The organism is Cellvibrio sp. UBA7671 (genome assembly GCA_002483145.1).
Lineage (GTDB): Bacteria > Pseudomonadota > Gammaproteobacteria > Pseudomonadales > Cellvibrionaceae > Cellvibrio > Cellvibrio fibrivorans.
In genome coordinates, this window is sequence record DLHJ01000011.1 from 1 (window position 1) to 21,711 (window position 21,711).

At 46.4% G+C, this 21,711-nt stretch carries 18 protein-coding genes and 1 riboswitch; of the genes, 14 read left to right on the forward strand and 4 right to left on the reverse strand.

From position 1 onward, the window contains the following. Positions 1-123: 123 nt before the first annotated feature. On the reverse strand, positions 124-429 hold the full coding sequence (locus tag B4E62_RS08215; RefSeq protein ID WP_310076393.1) for a hypothetical protein: 306 nt from the start codon (positions 427-429) through the stop codon (positions 124-126). Positions 430-574: 145 nt separating this feature from the next. After that, on the reverse strand, positions 575-1,009 hold the full coding sequence (locus B4E62_RS08220; RefSeq protein ID WP_331351735.1) for a hypothetical protein: 435 nt from the start codon (positions 1,007-1,009) through the stop codon (positions 575-577). A 358-nt stretch (positions 1,010-1,367) separates the two neighbouring features. Between B4E62_RS08220 and B4E62_RS08225 the strand changes: the two genes are divergently transcribed. Both B4E62_RS08225 and waaA read left to right on the forward strand, forming a co-directional pair. Then, positions 1,368-2,351: an integron integrase gene (locus B4E62_RS08225; protein ID WP_310076319.1), complete on the forward strand. Its 984-nt coding sequence runs from the start codon at positions 1,368-1,370 to the stop codon at positions 2,349-2,351. A gap of 42 nt (positions 2,352-2,393) precedes the next feature. Next, positions 2,394-3,677 (forward strand): lipid IV(A) 3-deoxy-D-manno-octulosonic acid transferase, encoded by a 1,284-nt coding sequence (gene waaA / locus B4E62_RS08230; protein ID WP_331351736.1) that lies wholly within the window; start codon positions 2,394-2,396, stop codon positions 3,675-3,677. 209 nt (positions 3,678-3,886) lie between these two features. Here waaA and B4E62_RS08235 read toward each other — a convergent pair whose 3' ends face one another. Next, on the reverse strand, positions 3,887-4,843 hold the full coding sequence (locus tag B4E62_RS08235; protein WP_331351737.1) for a pectate lyase: 957 nt from the start codon (positions 4,841-4,843) through the stop codon (positions 3,887-3,889). Between the two features lie 325 nt (positions 4,844-5,168). Continuing rightward, entirely contained in the window at positions 5,169-6,533 is a 1,365-nt protein-coding gene (locus B4E62_RS08240; protein WP_310076323.1) for a TolC family outer membrane protein, read from the reverse strand. 632 nt (positions 6,534-7,165) lie between these two features. On the opposite strand from B4E62_RS08240, the gene nhaD reads away from it, so the two are divergent. From nhaD to B4E62_RS08300, 12 genes are all read left to right on the forward strand, one after another. Next, positions 7,166-8,422, forward strand: coding sequence for a sodium:proton antiporter NhaD (gene nhaD / locus B4E62_RS08245; RefSeq protein WP_331351738.1), 1,257 nt, complete (start codon positions 7,166-7,168; stop codon positions 8,420-8,422). A 191-nt stretch (positions 8,423-8,613) separates the two neighbouring features. Then, positions 8,614-9,849, forward strand: coding sequence for a sodium:proton antiporter (locus B4E62_RS08250; RefSeq protein ID WP_331351739.1), 1,236 nt, complete (start codon positions 8,614-8,616; stop codon positions 9,847-9,849). A 157-nt stretch (positions 9,850-10,006) separates the two neighbouring features. Continuing rightward, positions 10,007-10,116, forward strand: a riboswitch (TPP riboswitch). 89 nt (positions 10,117-10,205) lie between these two features. Further along, positions 10,206-11,018 (forward strand): bifunctional hydroxymethylpyrimidine kinase/phosphomethylpyrimidine kinase, encoded by an 813-nt coding sequence (thiD, locus tag B4E62_RS08255; RefSeq protein ID WP_331351740.1) that lies wholly within the window; start codon positions 10,206-10,208, stop codon positions 11,016-11,018. Between the two features lie 56 nt (positions 11,019-11,074). Continuing rightward, positions 11,075-13,003, forward strand: a complete 1,929-nt coding sequence (thiC, locus tag B4E62_RS08260; protein WP_331351741.1) for a phosphomethylpyrimidine synthase ThiC — start codon at positions 11,075-11,077, stop codon at positions 13,001-13,003. An 84-nt stretch (positions 13,004-13,087) separates the two neighbouring features. Further along, a complete protein-coding gene (locus B4E62_RS08265) occupies positions 13,088-13,711 on the forward strand; it encodes an NUDIX domain-containing protein (RefSeq protein WP_331351742.1) in 624 nt (207 codons plus the stop codon). A gap of 144 nt (positions 13,712-13,855) precedes the next feature. Further along, positions 13,856-14,368 (forward strand): DUF1249 domain-containing protein, encoded by a 513-nt coding sequence (locus tag B4E62_RS08270; protein WP_310076337.1) that lies wholly within the window; start codon positions 13,856-13,858, stop codon positions 14,366-14,368. 296 nt (positions 14,369-14,664) lie between these two features. After that, positions 14,665-15,447, forward strand: coding sequence for a 3',5'-cyclic-AMP phosphodiesterase (cpdA, locus tag B4E62_RS08275; protein WP_331351743.1), 783 nt, complete (start codon positions 14,665-14,667; stop codon positions 15,445-15,447). A 6-nt stretch (positions 15,448-15,453) separates the two neighbouring features. Next, entirely contained in the window at positions 15,454-16,026 is a 573-nt protein-coding gene (locus B4E62_RS08280; RefSeq protein WP_331351744.1) for a YqiA/YcfP family alpha/beta fold hydrolase, read from the forward strand. 69 nt (positions 16,027-16,095) lie between these two features. Further along, positions 16,096-17,985, forward strand: coding sequence for a DNA topoisomerase IV subunit B (gene parE, locus B4E62_RS08285; RefSeq protein WP_331351745.1), 1,890 nt, complete (start codon positions 16,096-16,098; stop codon positions 17,983-17,985). A gap of 101 nt (positions 17,986-18,086) precedes the next feature. Beyond that, positions 18,087-18,728, forward strand: coding sequence for a hypothetical protein (locus tag B4E62_RS08290; protein ID WP_331351746.1), 642 nt, complete (start codon positions 18,087-18,089; stop codon positions 18,726-18,728). Next, positions 18,718-20,631: a Mu transposase C-terminal domain-containing protein gene (locus B4E62_RS08295; RefSeq protein ID WP_331351747.1), complete on the forward strand. Its 1,914-nt coding sequence runs from the start codon at positions 18,718-18,720 to the stop codon at positions 20,629-20,631. The genes B4E62_RS08290 and B4E62_RS08295 overlap by 11 nt, the downstream gene beginning before the upstream one ends. Continuing rightward, positions 20,631-21,626 (forward strand): TniB family NTP-binding protein, encoded by a 996-nt coding sequence (locus B4E62_RS08300; protein ID WP_310071367.1) that lies wholly within the window; start codon positions 20,631-20,633, stop codon positions 21,624-21,626. The genes B4E62_RS08295 and B4E62_RS08300 overlap by 1 nt, the downstream gene beginning before the upstream one ends. The last annotated feature ends 85 nt before the right edge of the window (positions 21,627-21,711 follow it).

Genomic DNA, 21,711 nt, shown 5'->3' on the forward strand with positions numbered 1-21,711 from the left:
TAACGTTGAGCGCAGGGGCGCGTTGTAAGTTGCGCATGTGCGATAAACTCCGCGCAGCGATTCGCTAAATGCGCGACTTACAATGCGTCCAGCAAACGAAGTTTGCGAGCCTGGCGCGATTTGTTATGTGTTTTGCGTGGGATACCATATAAACACCCTTGAGCTTTTCTCTGTCAATCGAACTCCATCAACTACTAGCCAGCCGTTTTCTGTACCCAGTGGATAAAGCTCAACCGCGCCTGAGCCGTAATAACTTTCATGCAGAAGAGTTTTTGCAAAATCTCTAAGCGATTCTCTTGATGAAAACTCTAAATGCACATCATTGTTATAAGTGCCCACTTTCACCGTTAGTGAGTGTGATTCATCATTTAGGACGGTATCACTCGGTATTCCATCAGCGCCTTCAGTGATTTCTATTGTGTGGCTCATAATCTATTTACACATAACGTTCGGTTCAACTGCAGTTTGTAAGCGGCGCATTTATGATAAACTTCGCGCAGCGATTCACTAAATGCGCTGCTTACAAACTGTCGAGCGTAAGCGCGAAGCGCTGTAGCGGCGTTGCAACCGCTTGTTAGGCTTTTTTCTTTGTAGCGTAATAGCTTAGCGAACCCATGAAGAAGCCAAGCAAGCCGTAAATTAACATAAAGTTCTCAATTCCTTTTTTTGTTGTAATTCCTTCAAAGAAATTGCTATGAGAAATTTGTGACAAAACTCCAAGCAATATAAAAAAGACTACAGGTGCCACGAAGCCGAATAAGATTGTGGTAATGGTTGTATTTAAATTTAAATGAACTAGTTCGCAGTATAACCAACCTATAAGAATGGCCGTAAGCAACATTATGCTTGAAACTGGAATATATGATTTAAATGCAATGAGCCAACCGCCGAAAGGGACGGATTTAAGTAGTAATGCAACAGGAAGAGCTATAAGAGTAGAAGCCAAAAAAATAGCTACAGCAATAAACGATATTTGTTTAAGTGGTAAGTATTTGTTCGTTGCAGGCATAAATTTTCCGAATGGATGGTTATGTGCTAGCAGAGCCTAACATTTGTATACCGAGCATGCGCGTTATCCTTCCTTACTTTTTCTTTAGAAAAACACATCAACTCTTTGAAATACAAAGTTATCTTTGTGGTTTCGTCAGGACATTAGGGAGGGATAAACACGCGTGCGTGTTTATTCGCAGGACGGAGCTTGTTTTTTGGATTCGTCCAGCGTGCAAGTGGCTGAATATAATCGGGTTTACAGGTTTATGAAAGGGGATTATCGCGCAGTGTAAAGTAGGTATTTGCGCATTGCAGGTTGTTTGTTAATAATATACTGTATGCAAAACCAGTATTAAGGTGTTTCAGGGAGAGTTGTAATGACAGGAAAATCCAGTCCGTTTTTGGAAATGGTCAGGGGGGAGATCCGGCTGAGGGGTTACAGCATTCGCACCGAGAAGAGTTATTTGTATTGGACTCGACAGTTTATTTTGTTTCATCAAAAACGCCATCCGGCTGAAATGGCAGGTGCTGAAGTTAAGGCGTTCCTCACTTGGCTTGCAGTCAAACAAAATGTTGCTGTAAATACCCAAAAGGTCGCTTTGAATGCGTTAGTTTTTCTGTATGCAAAGGTGCTCAAGCAGGAGTTGGGTGATTTAGGTTTTACGCTTGCAGTGAAGCAGCGTCATTTGCCAGTGGTATTAACCCAAGAGGAAATTTTGCGTGTTTTTGTGCAAATGCAGGGGCGTAACCGTTTGATTTTTGAATTGTTGTACGCGAGTGGTTTGCGTATTACGGAATGTTTGCGCTTGCGTGTTCAGGATGTTGATTTTTCTAATGGTTCTATTTGTGTTCGTGATGCCAAAGGTAATAAAGATAGGCAGACGTTATTAGGGAAATCCTTGATTCCGCAGTTGCAAAAAGCAATTGATGAGTCTCTCGCGTTGCAGGCAGAGGATAATAAACGCGGTATAGGCCCTTCGTTACCTAATCAACTTGCCAAAAAATTCCCCAATGCATTTCGCTCCCCTGCATGGATGTTTGTATTTCCATCATCCAGTTTTTCAGAGCATCCGGTTACTCACGCGCTCTGTCGCCATCACCTGCATGATTCGGTTGCGCGCAAGGCGTTGCAGCAAGCTGTGCGGGCAGCAGGGATTGATCGCAAACGTGTAACTTGCCACAGTTTTCGCCATTCGTTTGCAACGCATTTATTGCAGGCGGGATGTGATATTCGTAACGTGCAAGAGCTTCTTGGTCACAATGATGTAAAAACAACCCAAATTTACACGCATGTTTTGGGGCAGCATTTTGTTGGCGTGAATAGCCCGCTTGATCGACTAAGGCTTTTAGGTGGGCAATAAATTTTGCTATTCTGGCGTTCTTGTCTTTTTTTGAGCCAGCCTATGCGTGTTCTCTATACCTCCATTTTTTATCTGCTCCTGCCTTTTATACTGCTGCGCTTGCTCTGGCGTTCAATTGCCGCTCCCGCTTATGCAAAACGCTGGGCGGAACGCTTTGGTTTTTTTTCCGAGTTAACTACCCATAAAAAAGTAGTGTGGTTGCATACGGTATCAGTGGGTGAGTTTTTAGCGGCACTACCGCTGATTCGCCGTTTGCAGGCCGATGAAAGCGTGCAGTTGGTGATTACTACTACAACCCCAACGGGTTCCGAGCGCGTGCGTGCAACCTTGGGTGATTCTGTTGTGCATGTTTATGCACCTTATGATTTGCCCGATGCACTGGCGCGTTTTTTTAAGCGCGTTAAACCATCGCTCTATTTAGTTATGGAAACCGAGTTGTGGCCAAACACTTTGGCTGCCTGCGCCAAGCGCAATATTCCAGCTGTGTTGGTCAATGGTCGGTTGTCTGAAAAATCTGCGCGCGGCTATACGCGTTTTGGTGCGTTAACCAAACCTATGTTGCAGCATTTATCCTGTGCAGCGATTCAAAATTCGGTCGATGCCGCGCGTTTTGTCGCATTAGGTTTATCTGGCGATAAAGTGATAGTGACAGGCAATATCAAATTCGATTTGAGTTTAAGTGATGATCTTCGCGCACAAGCGGCGACGCTGAAGAGTCAATTATCAAATGATGGCAAACACTTGGTGTTGATTGCAGCGAGTACCCATCAAGGTGAAGACGAAATTATTCTCGATGCCTTTGCGCAGGTTCGTGCAAGTTCTTTCGCTTTGGAACGCGGCGCAGTCCTGGTTTTAGTCCCGCGCCACCCTGAACGTTTTGAACGGGTAGGACAGTTGTGTGCGAGCCGTGGTTACAGTGTGGTGCGGCGCAGTGAGCATAGTTGGAACGGAGCGAGTGACATTTTGCTCGGCAATACCATGGGTGAATTGATGTTGATGTTTGGTGCCAGCGATATCGCATTTGTTGGTGGAAGCCTGGTGCCCAATGGCGGACATAACTTCATTGAACCGGCTGCTTGGGGTTTGCCCTTAATCAGTGGTGAGCATTTATTTAATTTTGCAGAGGTTGCACGTTTGCTGACCGATGCAGGTGCATTAATTAAAGTTAATTCGGCACAAACACTTGCCGAAGCGTTTGTTCGCTTGTTGGAGAACGATTCGCTGCGAGTAGAGGTGGGTAATGCTGCTTTGCGGGTGGCATTGGAAAATCGCGGTGCTTTGGATAAAACGCTTTTAGTGATTGCCGATTATTTAAGGAAATCATGAATAATGTATCGCTCGTCATACCTGCGAACGCGGGTATCCATAGCTGTCAATTATCCGGATGTCTGTAGTTGCAGGTATGGCAAGTAATTCAGCATCTCCTTGACATGACCTGCAAAAAATATTTCATAATTATTCATTAAATAAAAACGTCGGACGTTCAGTTGATGAACGTCCGGCGTTTTTCATTGCTAACAGAAAGTTGCTAACGATTAATAGTTGGTTATACCTGAACTGGTGCAGCTTGCCCACTTGCCAATGCAAATGCTGCCCGCGTTTCTCAAACGGCTATTGGTAATTTTTGCGGTGCTGGTGGAGCTGTCGGTGCGGAAAATACCTTCACCCATATTGGATATCTGGCACTTATCAACGCTTACTGCAACCTTGAATGTAGTACCGCCATTTTGCCGCAGGAATTTACCCATGCTATCCACAACACAATTGGATACGTTAAGCGTTGATGCTGCATTGACCTGAATAAATTTATCGGAACCGGCGAATCCGGAAATGTTTTTTACATTCACAGTGCCGGACGATTTAATGGTCATTGCATCTTCACCTACGTTGGTCCAGCGCACATTGTCGATGGTGCCACCGTTGTAAAAGTGAATCCCATCGGCAGCATTGTTGCCAAAAATCACGTTCTTCAAGGTAGCACCGTTCTCTACACGGAACACCGGGCTTTGTCCTTCGCTTTGGCTGCCGTCTCCCAACGCTGTAGTTGCGTTAAATACTTTGCAGCCGCCGTCATAAACTCCACTGGTCACTTTGATGGTGGTGCTCACACTCACCGAACCATTGGCGGTACAAGTTGCCCCGGTGATGCTGCCGCTCGTACTGCCGCTGCTGCTGGTGCTACCTGAAGAGGATGTCGATGGTGAGGATGATGTAGTGCCACCGGAACCAGAAGCGGGAATAGAGCATTCCTTCACAGATTTTGATGGAATCGGATCGGAACCAAAGGTGGCTACCGAGCATGAGAAGCTTCCGCTCAGGATTTTATAAACGAATGCACCTGACGCTCCGAAGGCAACATTGGTTGATCCGCTGACTGAACAGGTTTGCCCGATTTTACAAATAGTGACGTAGCCGTCAGGGCGATTAGATGCAGAAAATGCGCTGGCAGCGCAACCGAGTAGTGCAGTAGTGATAAAGATTTTTTTTAGCATGATTTCAATCTCGTCAGTTATTGGGATAAATGAACGGATTGACCGAATAATGGCGCCTGCTAAATTCAGGGGAGTTACAGCTTTCCAGAGAAATAAGGGCAGACTATTTATTGTTATGTGTGCTCTTGATACGGCGAAAAGCGAGTGGACTATACGTTTGTTTATTGGGCATTAAAATCGGTTTAGATGACAAATGATTTTTTTGTGAAGAACTTTGTAAAAAAATTATTAACTGATGCGCCATTAAGCATGAATTTATTTACCAATAAAAATGCCGGAGATTAGTCCGGCATTTTTATTGATCATTGTGCAATGCTTATTGTGATCAGTTTTCGTATTTGCTGCGGCTCACCAGTGCGTCGTCCAGCAACCACTTATCAATTTCCTGCACATCGGCTGGAGTCAGCATGCCAGCAACTTCGCGCAGTTTGATGGTATCGATCACGTAATTGTAAAGTGCATCTGAGTAGTTGCGGCGCGCCTGGTACAAATTGCGCTGTGCTAACAACACTTCCACCAAATTGCGGGTGCCAACTTCGTAACCGGATTGGGTTGCTTCCAATGCTGATTGGTTGGATACAATCGCCTGCTTGCGCGCTTGTACACTGGCAACATCAGTTTCAACTGAGAGGTGCAGGGCGCGTGTGCTTTGAATTACGTTGCGTTGGGTACTGTTGTAAAGCTCCTGCGCTTGTGTGTATTGCGCATAAGCCTGACGGCTGCGGCCAGAGGTTGCACCGCCGCTGTAAATAGGAACATCCAAGCGCAGGTTGATGGTGCTGCCATCGGTTGTGGTATCAAAGGTATCACCACGGTTGATGCCGTCGCTATCGTAATCCGAGTAACCCAGTGTGGCACCAAGGGTTGGCAAATGATTGGACTTGTTTGCCTTGGCGTTCTGCAGGGAAGCCTCGGCCTGCAGCTTTGAGGCTTTCAGGTTGTAGTTGTTCTTTAATGAAAATTCGACCCACTCCGCGCGGTTGGCAGGAACGGGTGTTATCACCGGGAATTTTGCCGATAATGGTGCAATGCGGTCTTCTGGTTTACCAGTCAGCACTTCGAGCGCTTCATAATTAATTCCCAAGTTCCCACGTGCTTCAAGGGTTGCGGCTCTAGCGCTGTCGAATGCCGCCTGGGCTTCGTGCACTTCGGTAATGGCGGTCAAGCCCACTTCAAAGCGTTGCTTGGTTTGTTCAAGCTGTTTCTCCAAGGCTTTTTCTTCTGCAATGGTTGCTTCCAGAGTTTCTATGGCGCGCAGTACATTGAAGTAGGCTTCAGCTGTGCGGACGATCAGGCTTTGTTGGTCGGCGCCAAATTGTGCTTCAGCTTGCTCACTTAATTTAACGCCCTGTTTGTAGCTGTACCATGAAGACATATTAAACAGGGGTTGCGATAAAGAAAGATCCCAGCCGCTAGAGTCACTGTCAGTTTTCAGGGTGGTGTTAGTTAAATTGTTGACGGTGTCTTCGTCGGTATTCCCCAGTTGTGCTTTGGCGTTGATTTGCGGTAGCAAGCCGGAGCGGCCAATAGTTTTGTTTGCCAAGCCAGCCTCATATTTCGCCTTGTCGGCTTTTAATTGAGCATCGTTTTGTGCTGCCAGCTCATAAATATCCAGCAAGCTGTTAGCACTGGCAGTCAAAGGTGCGAGAGAAAAGAGGCTGACGAGCAAGTAAAGCTTGGTCTTTTTCATAGAGTTTTCCAAAGTCCAGAGTTGAGAATTCCAGTTCAACACCCGCGGTAAACCAGACGTACTGTATTGTTCAGCGCGGGTGTAGGTACAAAATAAGCGAGTTGCGTGGAGTTTAGCCGCTTGCTGCCTTGGGGTCGAGAAATGAACGAGGGTTCAGTCGTTAAAAAGGGTAAAACGCGCCGCACTCGCCGTGAAGTTACAAATGTAAGCTTAGTTTCGTGTTTTACCTTTCTAAACCATCCCGCCTCTAATCCATCTCCTCGCCAGGGTGATCTCCAATTGCAGGGGATTAGACACAGTTGTGTAGGATACAGATTCACTGGGCAAAAAATTGTCAGTGACTGTAACGATAGTGCTATTAGTCAATGTGGATTTATGGAGCAGTTTTTGCGTAAGTTTTGGCGCGATATTGAAGGATCGTAGCAAGTTATTGATTTTCTCGACTATTCTCACAGTGTTTGATTGCTTCATCGCAGTGCAACTTTTATCATGCGCGCCCAAATTGAGCAGAGGCAAGCGTGAGTTTACTCGTTTGCCCTACTGCCGCACCTAGTCGCTACTGACTAGCTGCTATTGATGTGGTCAATCCATTGCCGCTCACCAGCTTCTTCATTTTTTATTAAAGGTCGTATATGCCGATGTCATTGGAAGTCGTGCTGATAGTTTTTGCGGTGCTTGCCCTGCTTGGTGTGGTGTTCGAGGAAGTTATCCACATCAATAAAGCCAAAACCACCTTGTTTTTTGGCAGTTTGTCATGGCTGGTGATGTTTATGTTTTCAGGTGGTCACGAACAACAAGATGTGATGTTGGAAAAGCTCAATCACAATCTGTTGGAAATCGCCACTCTATGGCTATTTCTGATGGCAACCATGACCTTCGTAGCCTATCTCAATGCTAAAGGTATAGTGCAATCAGTAGTGCAACGTTTGTGCCCGGCACAAATGAGCACGCGCAGTTTGATGATCCTTGTTGCGCTCTTTGCAATGACCTTATCTATGATCTGCGATAACGTGACTGCGACCCTGGTAACGCTGGGGTTGGTGCATGCGTTTGATGTCGACCAGAAAACCCGTATCAAGCTCGCGGTATTGGTTGTGTTTGCCGTGAACTCCGGCGGCGTTGCGCTGATTACCGGTGATGTCACTACCCTCATGATTTTTCTCTCTGGTCACGTCACCATGCCACAGCTGCTGTTGCTGTGGATTCCGGCGATTGTGGGTGTAATGGTATTGGCGGGTTTGATGTTTCCGGGTGTTTCCGGTCAGGTCACCACCGAGAAAAATGTGCGCACTTTTACAGGTATGGATTGGGCAATCGTAGGCACTTTCTTTAGTACTATTATCTGCACCATGCTGTTTAATTTCTTCTTTCATGTACCCCCGGTGCTCACCTTTTTGGTTGGTCTATCGGTGATGTTTTTTATCGGCCACTTTATGGATATGGATCCGGAAGAAACTCGCATTCTGGAATATGTTCGCCAAATTGAATATGAAACCCTGTTGTTCTTCCTCGGGATTTTATTGTTAGTCGGTATGTTGAAAGAAATTGGCACGCTGGACCTGCTCACCAATTTCTACGCCCAAATTGCGCCTCAATATGCTAACTATTTAATGGGATTGTTCTCTGCCTTGATTGATAACGTCCCTCTGACTGCTGCGTTATTGAAGTCTGAGCCTGTATTGCAAACCCCCGAATGGCTGGCATTGACTTACGGCGTGGGTGTGGGTGGTTCATTGCTGGCAATTGGTTCAGCTGCAGGGATTATTGCCATGAGCAAGGTAAAAGGGCTGACGTTTGGTGCTTTTTTGCGTTATACCCCTCTAGTATTTGTTGCTTATACCTGTGGTTATTTGGTGGCTTTGAGCTTGGCGAAGGTCGTTTTTGGCTAGTTGCACATTGATTTGATCTGATTAAAAACCGGAGGACACCTCCGGTTTTTTGTATCTGCCGTGTGGGTTGGTGAGTTTACAGGCGTAACTAGAGGGAATTTACACGCAATTTATAATGGCCTCGCTCATTTGCTGGCAGCATGCACCCATTTTCAGCTTTACGTTTTTTAACTTTTAACCTTGGAGTCGCCATGTCGTCATTAGATATTGCCAAGCTCGACCTTATGTATGTCGGGATTATTATTTTTACCGGTTTGCTTGGCGGAGTTATCGCCAAAAAAATCAAAGTGCCCGATATCGTATTATTTCTATTAATTGGTATTGGCCTAGGTCCAACTGTAGGTGGTTTGCTGCATGTTCCGGCGGATTCCACCATGAACCAGCTTATCCTCACTATTGGTGCTTGCTACCTGCTGTTTGAAGGCGGTGCAACATTGCGTTTTGCGGTGTTAAAACAAATTTGGATAACCTTGACCGTTATCGCCACCTTCGGTGTGTTGATTACTGGAGCAATCATCACCTACGCTGGTGTCTGGCTGGGTATTCCTATTGGTGTTGCGTTGGTGTTGGGTGCTCTTACGGCATCTACCGACCCGGCTACTCTGGTGCCTATCTTCAAACAAGTACCGATTAAAGATCGTGTATCCCAAACGGTGATGAGTGAGTCGGCGCTCAACGATGCCATGGGTGCAATTGCGACCTTTGCAGTAGTGGCTTATGTAATGGGTACCGGTGAAGGTTTCAGCCTGACTCACTCTCTTGGCGAGCTGGCCTATGAGGCTGGTATGGGCTTGGTGCTGGGGGCAATCGTGGGTTATACCGCGGCGTTCCTGATGGCGCATAACAGTTTGGGGATTTTCCGTGAGGTAACTCCCTTCGTGATTATCCTCGCGGTGATCACCGTATTTTTGTTGGCCGATGCGATCGGCGCGTCAGGGTTTATGGCGGTATTTACCTGTGGTGTGATGATCGGCAATAAAGAGACATTCAATCTGCCGCTGGATCATCACGAACACGAATATCTGGAAGATTATGTCGGTAATACTGCGCTGTTGATGCGTATGTTTATCTTTATCCTGCTGGGTTCACAAGTCGATTTCCATCTGCTCAAAGAATACTTGGGTGTTGGTTTGATCCTCCTGTTCATCTTTATCTTTATCGCGCGCCCACTGACCGTCTTCATTTGTGCTGGTCCTGATCGTCGGGCCAAGTGGACGTGGAAAGAGTTGGTATTTATGAGCTGGACTCGGGAAACCGGTGTTATTCCTGCGGCCTTGGTGGGTATTTTGGCGGGTATGAAAGTGCCGGGTATCGATGTAGTGGGTGCAATCACGTTCATCTTTATTTTGGGTACTATCTTGATTCAAGCACCAACGACTGCGCTGCTCGCAGGCAAGTTGGGCTTATTGAAATCCCAGGAAAAATAACTATTGGTAGGGGCGCTGCTTAACGCTCCTAACAATCTCCGCAAATAATCCAAACCTGTAGGGGCGCCGCTTGCTGCGCCCAGGTTTTTCAAGCACATCAGGGCGCAGCAAACAGCGCCCTACCTTTACTCTCCCCGTTAACTCCAATAGACTGCCGGTTTTCTTGTCGGGGTGCTTTTTGCTGGCTGTATGCTGGTAACGAGGCTGAGATATACCCGCCGACCTGATCCGGTTAGTACCGGCGTAGGGAACGAGAGCCTCCAGTTTTTTGCATGCCTAGTATCTATTCAGCGTGCCTTGGTATTTCTCCCTTTCCCCGCGTCTTTGCTGTTTAGTCAATACATTGCGGAAATACCATGCACTCATTCATACCAACTCCCATAGCTCTTACTATTGCCGGTAGCGACAGCGGTGGCGGTGCAGGTATTCAAGCCGACCTAAAAACCTTTTCTGCTTTGGGTGTGTTTGGTTGCAGTGCTATTGCGTCGCTCACTGCGCAAAACACGCTTGGTGTTCAAGGTGTATTGCCAATTCCGCCGGCGTTTGTACAACAGCAAATCCATTCGGTAATGAGCGATATCAATGTCGGTGCGATTAAAAGCGGCATGTTGGCAACGGCGGAAATTATCGCTGCTGTTGCAGAGTCCCTAAGTGCTTATCCGCAAATTCCTTTTGTGCTTGATCCAGTGATGGTCGCAACCAGTGGCGATAGATTATTGGCAGAAGATGCGATTCAAACGCTGATTGAAAAATTGCTCCCGCTTGCTACTCTGGTAACTCCTAATTTGCATGAAGCAGCAGTTCTATTGAATTCATCAACCGCGCAAAATCTTGCGGAAATGCAATCGCAAGGTGAAAAAATTCTCTCTTTGGGTGCGCGCGCCGTATTGATGAAAGGAGGCCACACCGATGGTGAAGATGCAACGGATTTATTAATCACCACAGCGGGTGTTGAAGCTTTTTCTGCACCGCGTTTACACACTAAAAATACCCACGGAACCGGTTGTACTCTGGCATCGGCAATTGCCGCTGGTTTGGCGAAACAGCTGTCGCTCAGTGACTCGGTCAAGCAGGCAAAAGACTATTTGCATCAAGCTTTGGTACATTCCGAAAAGTTGCATATAGGGCAGGGCTCAGGCCCGGTTCATCACTTCTATTCTTTTTATTAAATCACGTTCTATTATCCAAGTTTATTTAAATACTTGATTAAGACAAGGCCACTATTATGAATACCAGCGTCGAAAAAATTCTCAGCCAAACCGCCGAAGTCGATAAGGCCTCGGTACAGCCCTTTACTGGCTCACAAAAAATTTATGTGCAGGGTTCGCGTGCGGATATTCAAGTACCTATGCGTGAAATTACCCTGGCTGATACTCCAACGGATTTCGGTGGCGAAAAAAATCCCCCTGTACGTGTCTACGACACTTCTGGCCCTTACACAGATCCGAACGTAAAAATTGATTTGCGCACCGGTTTGGGCGATGTGCGCACCGCCTGGATTGAAGAGCGCAACGACACTGAAGTATTGGAAGACAGTCACTCTGAATTTACCAATGCCCGCCTGAATGATCCCAAATTGGCGAGTCTGCGTTTCAATCTCACCCGTAAACCGCGCCGCGCAAAACCCGGCATGAACGTATCGCAAATGCATTACGCCAAAAAAGGGATCATTACCCCGGAGATGGAATATATCGCCATCCGCGAAAACATGGCGCTGGCCCAAGCGCGTGAATTGAGTGTAGATCCTCAATATAAAGCCTTGGGGCAGCAGCACAAAGGTATGAGTTTTGGTGCAAGTATTCCTGAAGAAATTACTCCAGAGTTTGTGCGCGATGAAGTAGCGCGCGGCCGTGCGATTATCCCTGCCAATATCAATCACCCGGAATTGGAGCCGATGATTATCGGCCGTAATTTCCTGGTGAAAATTAATGGCAATATCGGTAACTCAGCCTTGGGTTCATCAATTGAAGAAGAGGTAGAGAAACTCACCTGGGGTGCACGTTGGGGAGCTGATACAGTGATGGATTTGTCCACCGGCAAAAACATTCACGAAACCCGCGAGTGGATTATTCGTAACTCGCATGTGCCGATTGGCACTGTACCGATTTATCAGGCGCTGGAAAAGGTTGATGGTGTTGCGGAAAATCTTACTTGGGAAATTTTCCGCGATACATTAGTTGAACAAGCTGAGCAAGGCGTAGATTATTTTACGATTCACGCCGGTGTATTGCTGCGCTACGTGCCGCTCACTGCTAAACGCGTGACGGGCATTGTATCGCGCGGTGGTTCGATCATGGCCAAATGGTGCCTGGCACATCACAAAGAAAATTTCCTTTACACTCACTTCGATGAAATTTGCGAAATCATGAAAGCTTACGATGTAAGTTTTTCATTGGGTGATGGCCTGCGCCCCGGTTCGATTGCCGATGCAAATGACGAGGCACAATTTGGCGAATTGGAAACGCTCGGTGAGTTGACCAAGATTGCCTGGAAGCACGATGTGCAATGTATGATTGAAGGTCCGGGTCATGTGCCAATGCATATGATTAAAGAAAATATGGACAAGCAATTGGAGGTTTGCGACGAAGCTCCTTTCTATACGCTTGGCCCATTAACGACTGACATTGCACCGGGTTACGATCACATCACCTCGGGTATTGGTGCAGCTATGATCGGTTGGTTCGGGTGTGCAATGCTTTGCTATGTAACACCCAAAGAGCATTTGGGTTTACCGAATAAAGATGACGTGAAAGAAGGGATCATTACCTACAAAATTGCCGCACACGCAGCGGATTTGGCGAAAGGCCATCCGGGTGCACAATTACGTGATAATGCCTTGTCAAAAGCGCGTTTTGAATTCCGCTGGGAGGATCAGTTTAATCTGGGGCTTGATCCTGATACGGCGCGCTCTTACCACGATGAAACTTTACCGAAAGATTCTGCAAAAGTTGCACACTTTTGCTCCATGTGTGGGCCGAAATTCTGCTCGATGAAAATCACCCAGGAAGTGCGCGATTACGCTGCAAAAAATGGCACTGATATTTCGGTGATTGGTGATCAGGATATTATCAAGATGATCGATGTCGAAGCGGAAATGAAACAAAAATCCAAAGAGTTTTTGGAGGCAGGCGCTGAGATCTATCATCGGGTGTAAATTGCAAACTACTCCCTCCCCTGATAAGGGGGTGGGGGCTTTTGCACAGTTATTTTTTTATTAAGCTATCTAATATAAATCATCATGATCAAAAAACCAGAATTCACCCGCGCCGATGTGGAAATTATTCGTCGCGAAGAAATGTATAAACGCTTTTTTCGCGTAGAAAAAATATTTCTTCGTCACAAGTTGTTCGGCGGTGGCTGGGGTAAGGAAATTGGCCGCGAGCTATTTGTGCGCGGCGAAGCGGTCGCGGTGGTGCTTTATGATCCTAAACATGATTTGATCGGTATGGTCGAACAATTTCGTATAGGTGCACTCGACGAACCTAATGGCCCCTGGTGCTATGAAGTTGTTGCCGGTATGTTGGAAGATGGCGAGTCGCCTGAAGATGTCGCACGGCGCGAGCTGATCGAAGAGGCGAATATACTACCCTATGCAATGGAATACATTTGCAATTATTTATCCAGCCCTGGTGGTTGTGATGAAAAATTGCATTTATTTTGTGGTTTATGCGATTTAAGTCAGGCAGGGGGTATTTACGGTTTGCCTGAAGAGGGGGAGGATATTCGCGTCCATGTATTGGCTGCGGATAATGTTTTTGCCGAGTTATTAAACGGCGCTTTTAATAACGCAGCAGCGCTAATTTGTTTGCAATGGCTGCAACTCAACAGAGTGCGGTTGCGCAATTTGCCGATCAGTGAATAATTTTTTGCAACCATTGACTTAGCATCGAGTCTGGCTAACACTTCAACTATCGGGTGTTCCAAGCTACAACGGAATCGCCCGGCAATTCTTACTACTCTTACTTTTTTATTTGCGCCCCTGTTTCGGCAAATTTTTAAGGCCTCTATGTTTACACTGCGCGCCACCAAAATCCAACCTGCCTACGTAACTTACAAAGAGCGTTATAAGGTGGATTTGCCGCTGCAGATGGCTGAGTGTGAAACTAATTATGCCCGCCTGACCAAATTGCTTGCCAGTAATCGGCGGGATCAAACCGGTGAGCTGCAAGATGAATTCCGTTTTATGGTGGCGCGTGGTGCCCAACAATGGCTGCATGTACTGCGCATTACCGAGCGTTCGCCTTACACCACAACCTTAGAGTTAAGCCGCGCGGCAATAGATACAAGTTCCAACTGGCTCAAGATGCCCAGATTAACCCTGCGCATGTATCACGATGCAAAGCTTGCTGAGGTTCTGGCGTGGGAAGGGCATAAACGTTTGCGTCCACGCTATGAATATCCTAACCAGTCCATGTACCAAAGTGATGAAAAATATCAGCTCAATTGTTTTCTGGGTGAATGGTTAACCCTGTGTTTGGAGCATGGCCATAGCCTTGATACGTCCTTTTGTTTTGATTAAAAATTATTCTCCCTGCGATTGTGTCGCACGGTCCTAGAGTATGTAGCTGTGCAATCGCATCTGTTGCTGTTTGTAAAATCTGTTGTAAGCAATTCTTAACTTCTTCACAAAATTTACACTTCTTGGCTGCAAATGCCGTTTTTTCCATAGTTGCAGGGTGGCGTAAACCCTGATTAGCGTATATCGTTGCGGTTGAAACTTATCCATTTTGACACTTAAGTCCACGCCAGAGCGTGAGTGGAACCTAGTCTGTTAATCATTTACAGAACCCGACTATCGAGGGACGAGAGCCGCCAGTGCGTCTGATTCAGATAACCGATTGCCATTTGGGGCCGCAGCAGAGCGAAACCCTTTTGGGGTTAAACACCGACCAGAGCCTTGAGGATGTGCTACAGCTTATCCAGGAGGTGGAGCCGCGTTTTGATCATTTAGTTTGTACTGGTGATGTCGCCAGTGCAGGCCATATCGATTGTTACCGGCGTTTTGCTCATTCGATCCGCCGTTACTTTCCCCAACCTCTTAGCTGGCTTGCTGGCAACCACGATTCGGCTGAGATAATGGCTTCTGAACAGGATGCCTTGGGTATTCAAGGGCGCTTGGTCACTTTGGGCGAATGGCTGTTAGTGTTGTTGGATTCCAGCGTGCCCGGCCAAGTGTATGGTCAACTGGCGGCAAGTGAATTGGATTTTCTTGCGCATGTGCTTGAAAGTCATCCCGACAAGCACACTATTGTTTCATTGCACCATCAACCGGTTCCGGTGGGCAGTGTGTGGATTGACCAATATGTCGTGCGCAATGCCGATGCTTTCTTTCAATTAATCGATGATCACCCTCAAGTGAAACTGGTTGCCTGGGGGCACGTGCATCAAGAGTTCCAGCAAAGGCGTAAAGGCGTTACTCTGGTTGCGACGCCCTCTACCTGTGTGCAATTTAAACCTCTGTGCGATGATTTTACGGTAGATACTCAAATGCCCGGTTATCGCTGGTTTGAACTTAACAGCGATGGGTCGTTTACTACCGGCATCGCACGCGTGACTAACAAGCAATACGTGATCGATTACAAATCGGCAGGCTATTGATCGCCCATGGCTGCATTGCTGTACATCCACGGTTTTCTCAGTTCCCCCTTCTCGTTCAAAGCACAGCAAACCGCACAATGGTTGGCTGTTGCGCATCCGGAAATTGAATTCCTCTGCCCCCAATTAACGCCTTATCCAGCGGATACCCAAAAGTTGCTGCAATCATTAATTGAGCAGCACTTGCCTACGCCTGTGTATTTAATGGGCAGTTCACTCGGCGGATTCTGGGCGACTTGGCTGGCGGAGAAATATAATTTGCGTGCAGTGCTGATTAATCCTGCTGTACGCCCGCAAGATTTTATGCCGGCCTATTTAGAGGTTGACCTGAAAAGTTATCACACGGATGATAGCTACCGCTTAAGCGCACACCACATTGACGAGATTGTTGCGGTCGATGTGCCAGTCGTGCGCCCAAACAATTATTGGCTGCTGGTACAAACGGGCGATGAAACACTCGACTACCGGCAAGCGGTACAAAAATACCACGCATGCAAACAGACAATAGAAGAGGGTGGCGATCACGCTTTTCAGGGGTTCGAGCGCTATCTTGATGATTGCATGACATTTTTTAAACACTAGGCCTTGTTAACTACTCAGCCTTTTTTCAGTATTGGGCCTTTTTACATTTTTGGGTAAATAGAAAATAAGATGGCAAATTATTCCGCAGAAGATATTGAAGTACTCACGGGATTAGACCCGGTAAAAAAACGCCCCGGTATGTATACCGAAACCACGCGCCCAAACCATCTCGCGCAGGAAATTATCGATAACTCGGTGGATGAAGCGCTTGCGGGTCACGCAAAAACTATCAACGTTATTTTGCATAAAGACCAATCGGTCACAGTGATTGATGACGGCCGCGGTATGCCGGTGGATATCCATCCGGAGCAAGGTAAACCCGGTGTAGAAGTAATTTTGTGTACACTCCACGCGGGCGGTAAGTTTTCCAATAAAAACTACCAGTTCTCCGGTGGTTTGCACGGCGTCGGTGTTTCTGTTGTTAACGCGTTGTCAGAAAAATTAATCGTCACTGTGAAGCGTGATGGCAATGTTTACCAGATGGGTTTTTCCAACGGCGATAAAGCCAGTGATCTGGAAATTATTGATACCTGTCCGAAGCGCCAAACCGGTACCAGCGTCCATTTTTTACCGAACCCCATTTACTTTGATTCAAATAAATTTTCGGTCAGCCGCATGCGCCATGTGTTGCGTGCAAAAGCTGTGTTGTGCCCCGGTTTATCGGTCACCTTTTTAGATGAACAAACCGGTGAAAAAGATGAGTGGTATTACGAAGACGGTTTAAAAGATTATCTTGCGGGAGCAACGCAAGAATTTATTACGTTGCCTGAGCATCCCTTCGTTGGCGATTTCAGCGGTCAAACGGAAGCGGTCAGCTGGGCGTTGCAATGGTTGCCAGAAGGCGGCGAATTAATTCAGGAAAGTTACGTTAACCTGATTCCCACTGCGCAGGGCGGAACCCACGTCAATGGTTTGCGCACAGGTTTGCTCGATGCGCTGCGCGATTACTGCGAATTCCGCAATTTGTTGCCGCGTGGAATAAAGCTCGCGCCAGAAGATCTGTGGGCAGCCTGCTGCTATGTGCTCTCCTACAAACACGCCGACCCGCAATTCTCCGGACAAACCAAAGAGCGTTTAACCTCGCGTGAAGCCGCGGCATTCGTTTCCGGCATCACCAAAGATGCGTTTGCGCTCTGGTTAAACCAACACACAGAAGACGGCGATAAACTCGCTGAATTTTGTATCAGTAACGCGCAAAAACGTGTGCGTGCGAGCAAAAAAATTGAACGTAAACGCGTGACCCAAGGGCCGGCATTGCCAGGAAAATTGGCAGATTGCTCCAGCGGCGATCCGGCGCGCAGCGAATTGTTTTTAGTGGAAGGGGATTCTGCTGGCGGCTCCGCCAAACAGGCGCGCGACCGTGAATTCCAGGCGATCATGCCACTGCGCGGGAAAATCCTGAATACCTGGGAAGTTGATTCGGGTGAAATCCTCGCGAGTCAGGAAGTGCACGATATTTCTGTCGCGATTGGTATGGATCCCGGCAGTGAAGATTTGAGTGAATTGCGCTATCACAAAATATGCATCCTCGCCGACGCCGACTCGGATGGTTTACACATCGCTACCTTGCTCTGCGCGCTCTTTGTAAAACATTTCCCGGTATTGGTGCGCAACGGTTTTGTGTATGTGGCCATGCCGCCGCTCTACCGTATCGATATCGGCAAAGAAGTGTATTACGCGCTCGATGAAGGCGAGAAAAATGGCGTGCTCAACCGCATCGCCGCCGAAAATAAAAAAGGCAAACCCAACGTGCAGCGTTTTAAAGGTTTGGGCGAGATGAACCCCTTGCAGCTACGCGAAACCACCATGGCGCGCGATACCCGCCGCTTGGTGCAGCTCACCATTGGTGAAGATGACGGCACCATGCAAATCATGGATATGATGCTCGCTAAAAAACGCGCGGGAGATCGTAAAACCTGGCTGGAAGAAAAAGGGAATCTGGCAGAAATTGCTGTCTAATGTGAATTATAGGTAAAGTTTATAAATTTATAGGATAAGGTTATAAATTTATAGGATAAAATTATAAAGTAGAGTATATTTTGAGCAAGGATGCTTAGGAAATGCTCGAAATGAATATTCCCGCCCGCAAGCTCAAAATGTCAGCCGTCAAGAATATTGTTCGCTTCCCAGCGATCAAAGCAAATGGCGGTAAAACCATCCTAGTGGAATCGATCTTAGAGTCTAAGTATTGTCTTCACCTCGAATTTGATTCTACGGTCGAAACCTATATCCCCCAGCCTAGGACTTTCGCTATCCCTAGTGAAAGTGAGGAAAATAGGTATACCCCGGACTTTGAAGTTCATTACATTTGTGGTCAGCGGAAATATGTAGAAGTTAAACCGTCTCATCGCGCAAGTTCAGAGCATTATCAACTCCTCTTCTCCCGTTTCGAATTGTCACTCGAAAAAACTCTTACGAAGTTCCTACTTGTAAATGAGACGGAAATTCTTAGGCAGCCACTCTTATCCAATTACGAAAAACTGTATCAGTACAGGAAACGTCCCACGATCGATATGAGGAACTTGCATCAGTTCGCCGAAATCCACCGTGTTTCGATGCCATTGTCCCGTTTGATAAGTGAGTTAGAAAATCAAATTAGCCTTCGAGAAATTTATACTTGGCTGGCCCTAGGGTACTTACGGTTCGACATAAATTCAGAAGAATTAAGCATGATGACGGAGGTGGAATTCGATGTCTGTTGAGTTATGGGTCGAAGGTGTTATCGCCGAATTTAAAGATGGAACCCCTTTCAGTAGGGCGATTGTGCGTGCAATCGGTAAAAGTGAAATCGTATTAGCTGATATAGTCAAAGGTTCAACTCTTCGACTAAGTAGATCAGAGCTTAATGAAATCCATGCGGCTGGGGACGTTAAATTTCTAGCAGACTCAAGACATTTAGGTGACTTGAAATTTTCAGATCTCACCGAAAAAGAACAGCTCGAAACAAATCGAAGGTTTAAATATATACAAAAATTGCAAGAACAGAAAATTAATAAAATTACGGAAAAGCGTGCTTGCAAAACTATTTCGGCTGTTGCGCAGGAGCTAGGTGAAAAACCACCTCATTGGCAAACCGTCAGATCGTGGTACAGAAGCTTTGTCGAGGCTGGGATGAAAATGCGAGGGCTTTATCCTAACCATCGATCAAAAGGTTTTTTCGAACCTAAAGTGAGTGCAAAGGTATTGGAGATCATCAATGAAGCTGCTAAACGTTTTCATCATCAAAGCAGACCGACAATGGCATCCATCCACCGAAACGTTGTAGAGAAGGTAATTGCTCACAATTTGGATAACCCACATGACCTTCAAATTGCCCCCACTTACTGCACCGTACAGTCACGAATTCTCAATGTGTCCTACCAACATAAAACAAAGTCCAGACGCGGGAGCCGTGCACTCCAGGCCGAACTTGCTGGCGCACATAGCGGAATTGAAACAAGTCGAGTGTTAGAACGGGTCGAAATAGACCATACCTTACTAGATATTCATGTACTTCATGATGAACTCAAGACGCTCTTAGGCCGCCCAAGTATTACGGTTCTGATCGATCATTACTCTCACATGGTCCTTGGTTGCCAGCTCTCTTTTGAAAAGCCGTCATTTGCATCCGTATGTATGGCTTGCATGAATGCGTTCCTACCAAAAGATTCGATGATGAAAAATCTGGCGATTGAGGCTGACTGGCTGGCTCATGGAATCCCTACAACGTTGGTTTCAGACAACGCGATGGAGTTTTGGGGTAAAAATTTCAGAGCGGTTGCGGACGAAATTGGATCAGTATTTCAATACTGTCCAGTCCGAAAAGGTAATTATAAAAGCCGGGTTGAGCGATTCAATGGGATAGTGAATTCCCTGGTATTGGATGATTTGCCGGGTGTGGTCCGCAAGCACGATAAATGTGGCGAAGAGTATGATGCACGGCAAGAGGCTACTCTTACTTTTTCTGAGTTTAAACGCTACTTCTTCACTTGGCTAACGACTGTCTACCATAACACCCCATTGGAATGTGGAATGACGCCTAACGAATTGTGGCTGTCGTCTGAAGAAAGCTTCCCGGTTCCCGTAGAGGACGAGATGGATCTCGCACCAATTCTTATGGCCACAGACTCGCGGGAACTGGGCAAAGGCGGGATACGAATTAATAATCTGGATTACAATTCAGATTTGCTGAAAGATTTATATAGACGGGACGGTCCTGCCACTATAACTGTTAAGTCGAATTATTTCGATCTTGGGTACATTCTGGTTCTCGATGAGGTCAATAAAGTTTATTTGAAAATTGAATCTGACGAGTACGAGTACGTTTCAGGCGTCTCTCTATATGAACATAACAAGATCAGAGCCGCTGCAAAGTCCACCGCTAAATCAAAAATGGAAAGGCCTGACTATCAGCGCGCCAGAGTTAAGCTGGCACGCGAGCGTGACGAGTTACACGCGCGCAATTCCCGCAGGAAAACGCAAGTTACAGCATCTAAAGCTGCTAGATCACAAAAGGTAGGAGTTAACGATCTTAAGTTAGTCGTCGATAACTCCAGACGAGTTGCAAAAGTGAGTGTCGACTTGTTGGACGATGAACTTAGCTTTGACGGGTGGAGCGTAGAATAATGAACAGTCCCCCGAGTGAACGCCCCTTTATCAAGAGTCCATTTCACACGGAAGTGCTTGACTTATTCGATACCCTTAGGCTCAAAAAAAAACGTTACGGAGTTGCGTCATGCTTACTGTTAACCGGCGAGTCCGGCAGCGGCAAGAGCGAACTGGCAAAGCACTATGTGAAAATGAATCCTATCATTGAGCAGTTGGAAAGAACTTATATACCTGTTTTACATTTCGAGTTGAGATCAGTATCTAATGTAGAGGAATTTTTAAAATCCCTTTTGATAGGTCTGGGTGATCCTCAGATGGGGCGTGGTGCGAAAAATAAAGTTGAGCTCTACGATCGGTTGATTAACTTGATTCGGACCACGTGTGTAGAACTGTTCATTCTCGATGAGATTCAAGTAATCATTGAGCGTCGTAGCGCACAAGTAGTAGTAGGAATAGCCGATTTGTTCAAAGATCTTATTAAAGACACGGAAATTCCTATAGTTTTCATGGGTATGCCATGGAGCAAATACCTTGTTGACTCTAATCGTCAGTTGAAGCGCCGCATAGCGTATCGACGCGTATTCCCGCCTTACCGAGTAAGCAACAAAAAAGACCGGGACGACTATAGAAGGCTATTGAAGCTGTTGGCTAATGCTTATGGTCTTTCGTCCGACCTTGATATTTCAGGTACCGCAATGGCATTGAGATGCTTCGCCGCGACCAATGGAAATCTGTCTCTCACGGCAGAGCTCATAAGCGAGGCATTTATGATGTCAGAGATGGAGGACAGAAAGGTTGACATCGAATTATTTGCAAATGTCCTCCGCAGCTATGGAGTCGACGATGAATTTAATTCATTTTTAGTAAGTATTGATAAGCTTGTTCTAAATGAGCTGGTGGTTAATTCTGATTGGCACTTCGGGTATCGCGCAAATAAAAACGCAATTATTGATGCACAATTTGTGACTTACGGTGTATCAAAGGAAAATAAAGTATTTTGTCTGACAGGCTGAGTGAGCATCAGATGCAAAAAAGTGGAAACCGATGGTAAATGTAGGTTGATTTTTTTCAGTATTCCTCAATTAGAATATGTTCGTG

What these genes read in the sequence shown, in the direction of transcription:
- B4E62_RS08215 (WP_310076393.1), bottom strand. Translation starts at nt 429, where the DNA reads ATGAGCCACACAATAGAAATCACTGAAGGCGCTGATGGAATACCGAGT.
- B4E62_RS08220 (WP_331351735.1), bottom strand. Translation starts at nt 1,009, where the DNA reads ATGCCTGCAACGAACAAATACTTACCACTTAAACAAATATCGTTTATT.
- B4E62_RS08225 (WP_310076319.1), top strand. Translation starts at nt 1,368, where the DNA reads ATGACAGGAAAATCCAGTCCGTTTTTGGAAATGGTCAGGGGGGAGATC.
- waaA (WP_331351736.1), top strand. Translation starts at nt 2,394, where the DNA reads ATGCGTGTTCTCTATACCTCCATTTTTTATCTGCTCCTGCCTTTTATA.
- B4E62_RS08235 (WP_331351737.1), bottom strand. Translation starts at nt 4,843, where the DNA reads ATGCTAAAAAAAATCTTTATCACTACTGCACTACTCGGTTGCGCTGCC.
- B4E62_RS08240 (WP_310076323.1), bottom strand. Translation starts at nt 6,533, where the DNA reads ATGAAAAAGACCAAGCTTTACTTGCTCGTCAGCCTCTTTTCTCTCGCA.
- nhaD (WP_331351738.1), top strand. Translation starts at nt 7,166, where the DNA reads ATGCCGATGTCATTGGAAGTCGTGCTGATAGTTTTTGCGGTGCTTGCC.
- B4E62_RS08250 (WP_331351739.1), top strand. Translation starts at nt 8,614, where the DNA reads ATGTCGTCATTAGATATTGCCAAGCTCGACCTTATGTATGTCGGGATT.
- thiD (WP_331351740.1), top strand. Translation starts at nt 10,206, where the DNA reads ATGCACTCATTCATACCAACTCCCATAGCTCTTACTATTGCCGGTAGC.
- thiC (WP_331351741.1), top strand. Translation starts at nt 11,075, where the DNA reads ATGAATACCAGCGTCGAAAAAATTCTCAGCCAAACCGCCGAAGTCGAT.
- B4E62_RS08265 (WP_331351742.1), top strand. Translation starts at nt 13,088, where the DNA reads ATGATCAAAAAACCAGAATTCACCCGCGCCGATGTGGAAATTATTCGT.
- B4E62_RS08270 (WP_310076337.1), top strand. Translation starts at nt 13,856, where the DNA reads ATGTTTACACTGCGCGCCACCAAAATCCAACCTGCCTACGTAACTTAC.
- B4E62_RS08280 (WP_331351744.1), top strand. Translation starts at nt 15,454, where the DNA reads ATGGCTGCATTGCTGTACATCCACGGTTTTCTCAGTTCCCCCTTCTCG.
- parE (WP_331351745.1), top strand. Translation starts at nt 16,096, where the DNA reads ATGGCAAATTATTCCGCAGAAGATATTGAAGTACTCACGGGATTAGAC.
- B4E62_RS08290 (WP_331351746.1), top strand. Translation starts at nt 18,087, where the DNA reads ATGCTCGAAATGAATATTCCCGCCCGCAAGCTCAAAATGTCAGCCGTC.
- B4E62_RS08295 (WP_331351747.1), top strand. Translation starts at nt 18,718, where the DNA reads ATGTCTGTTGAGTTATGGGTCGAAGGTGTTATCGCCGAATTTAAAGAT.
- B4E62_RS08300 (WP_310071367.1), top strand. Translation starts at nt 20,631, where the DNA reads ATGAACAGTCCCCCGAGTGAACGCCCCTTTATCAAGAGTCCATTTCAC.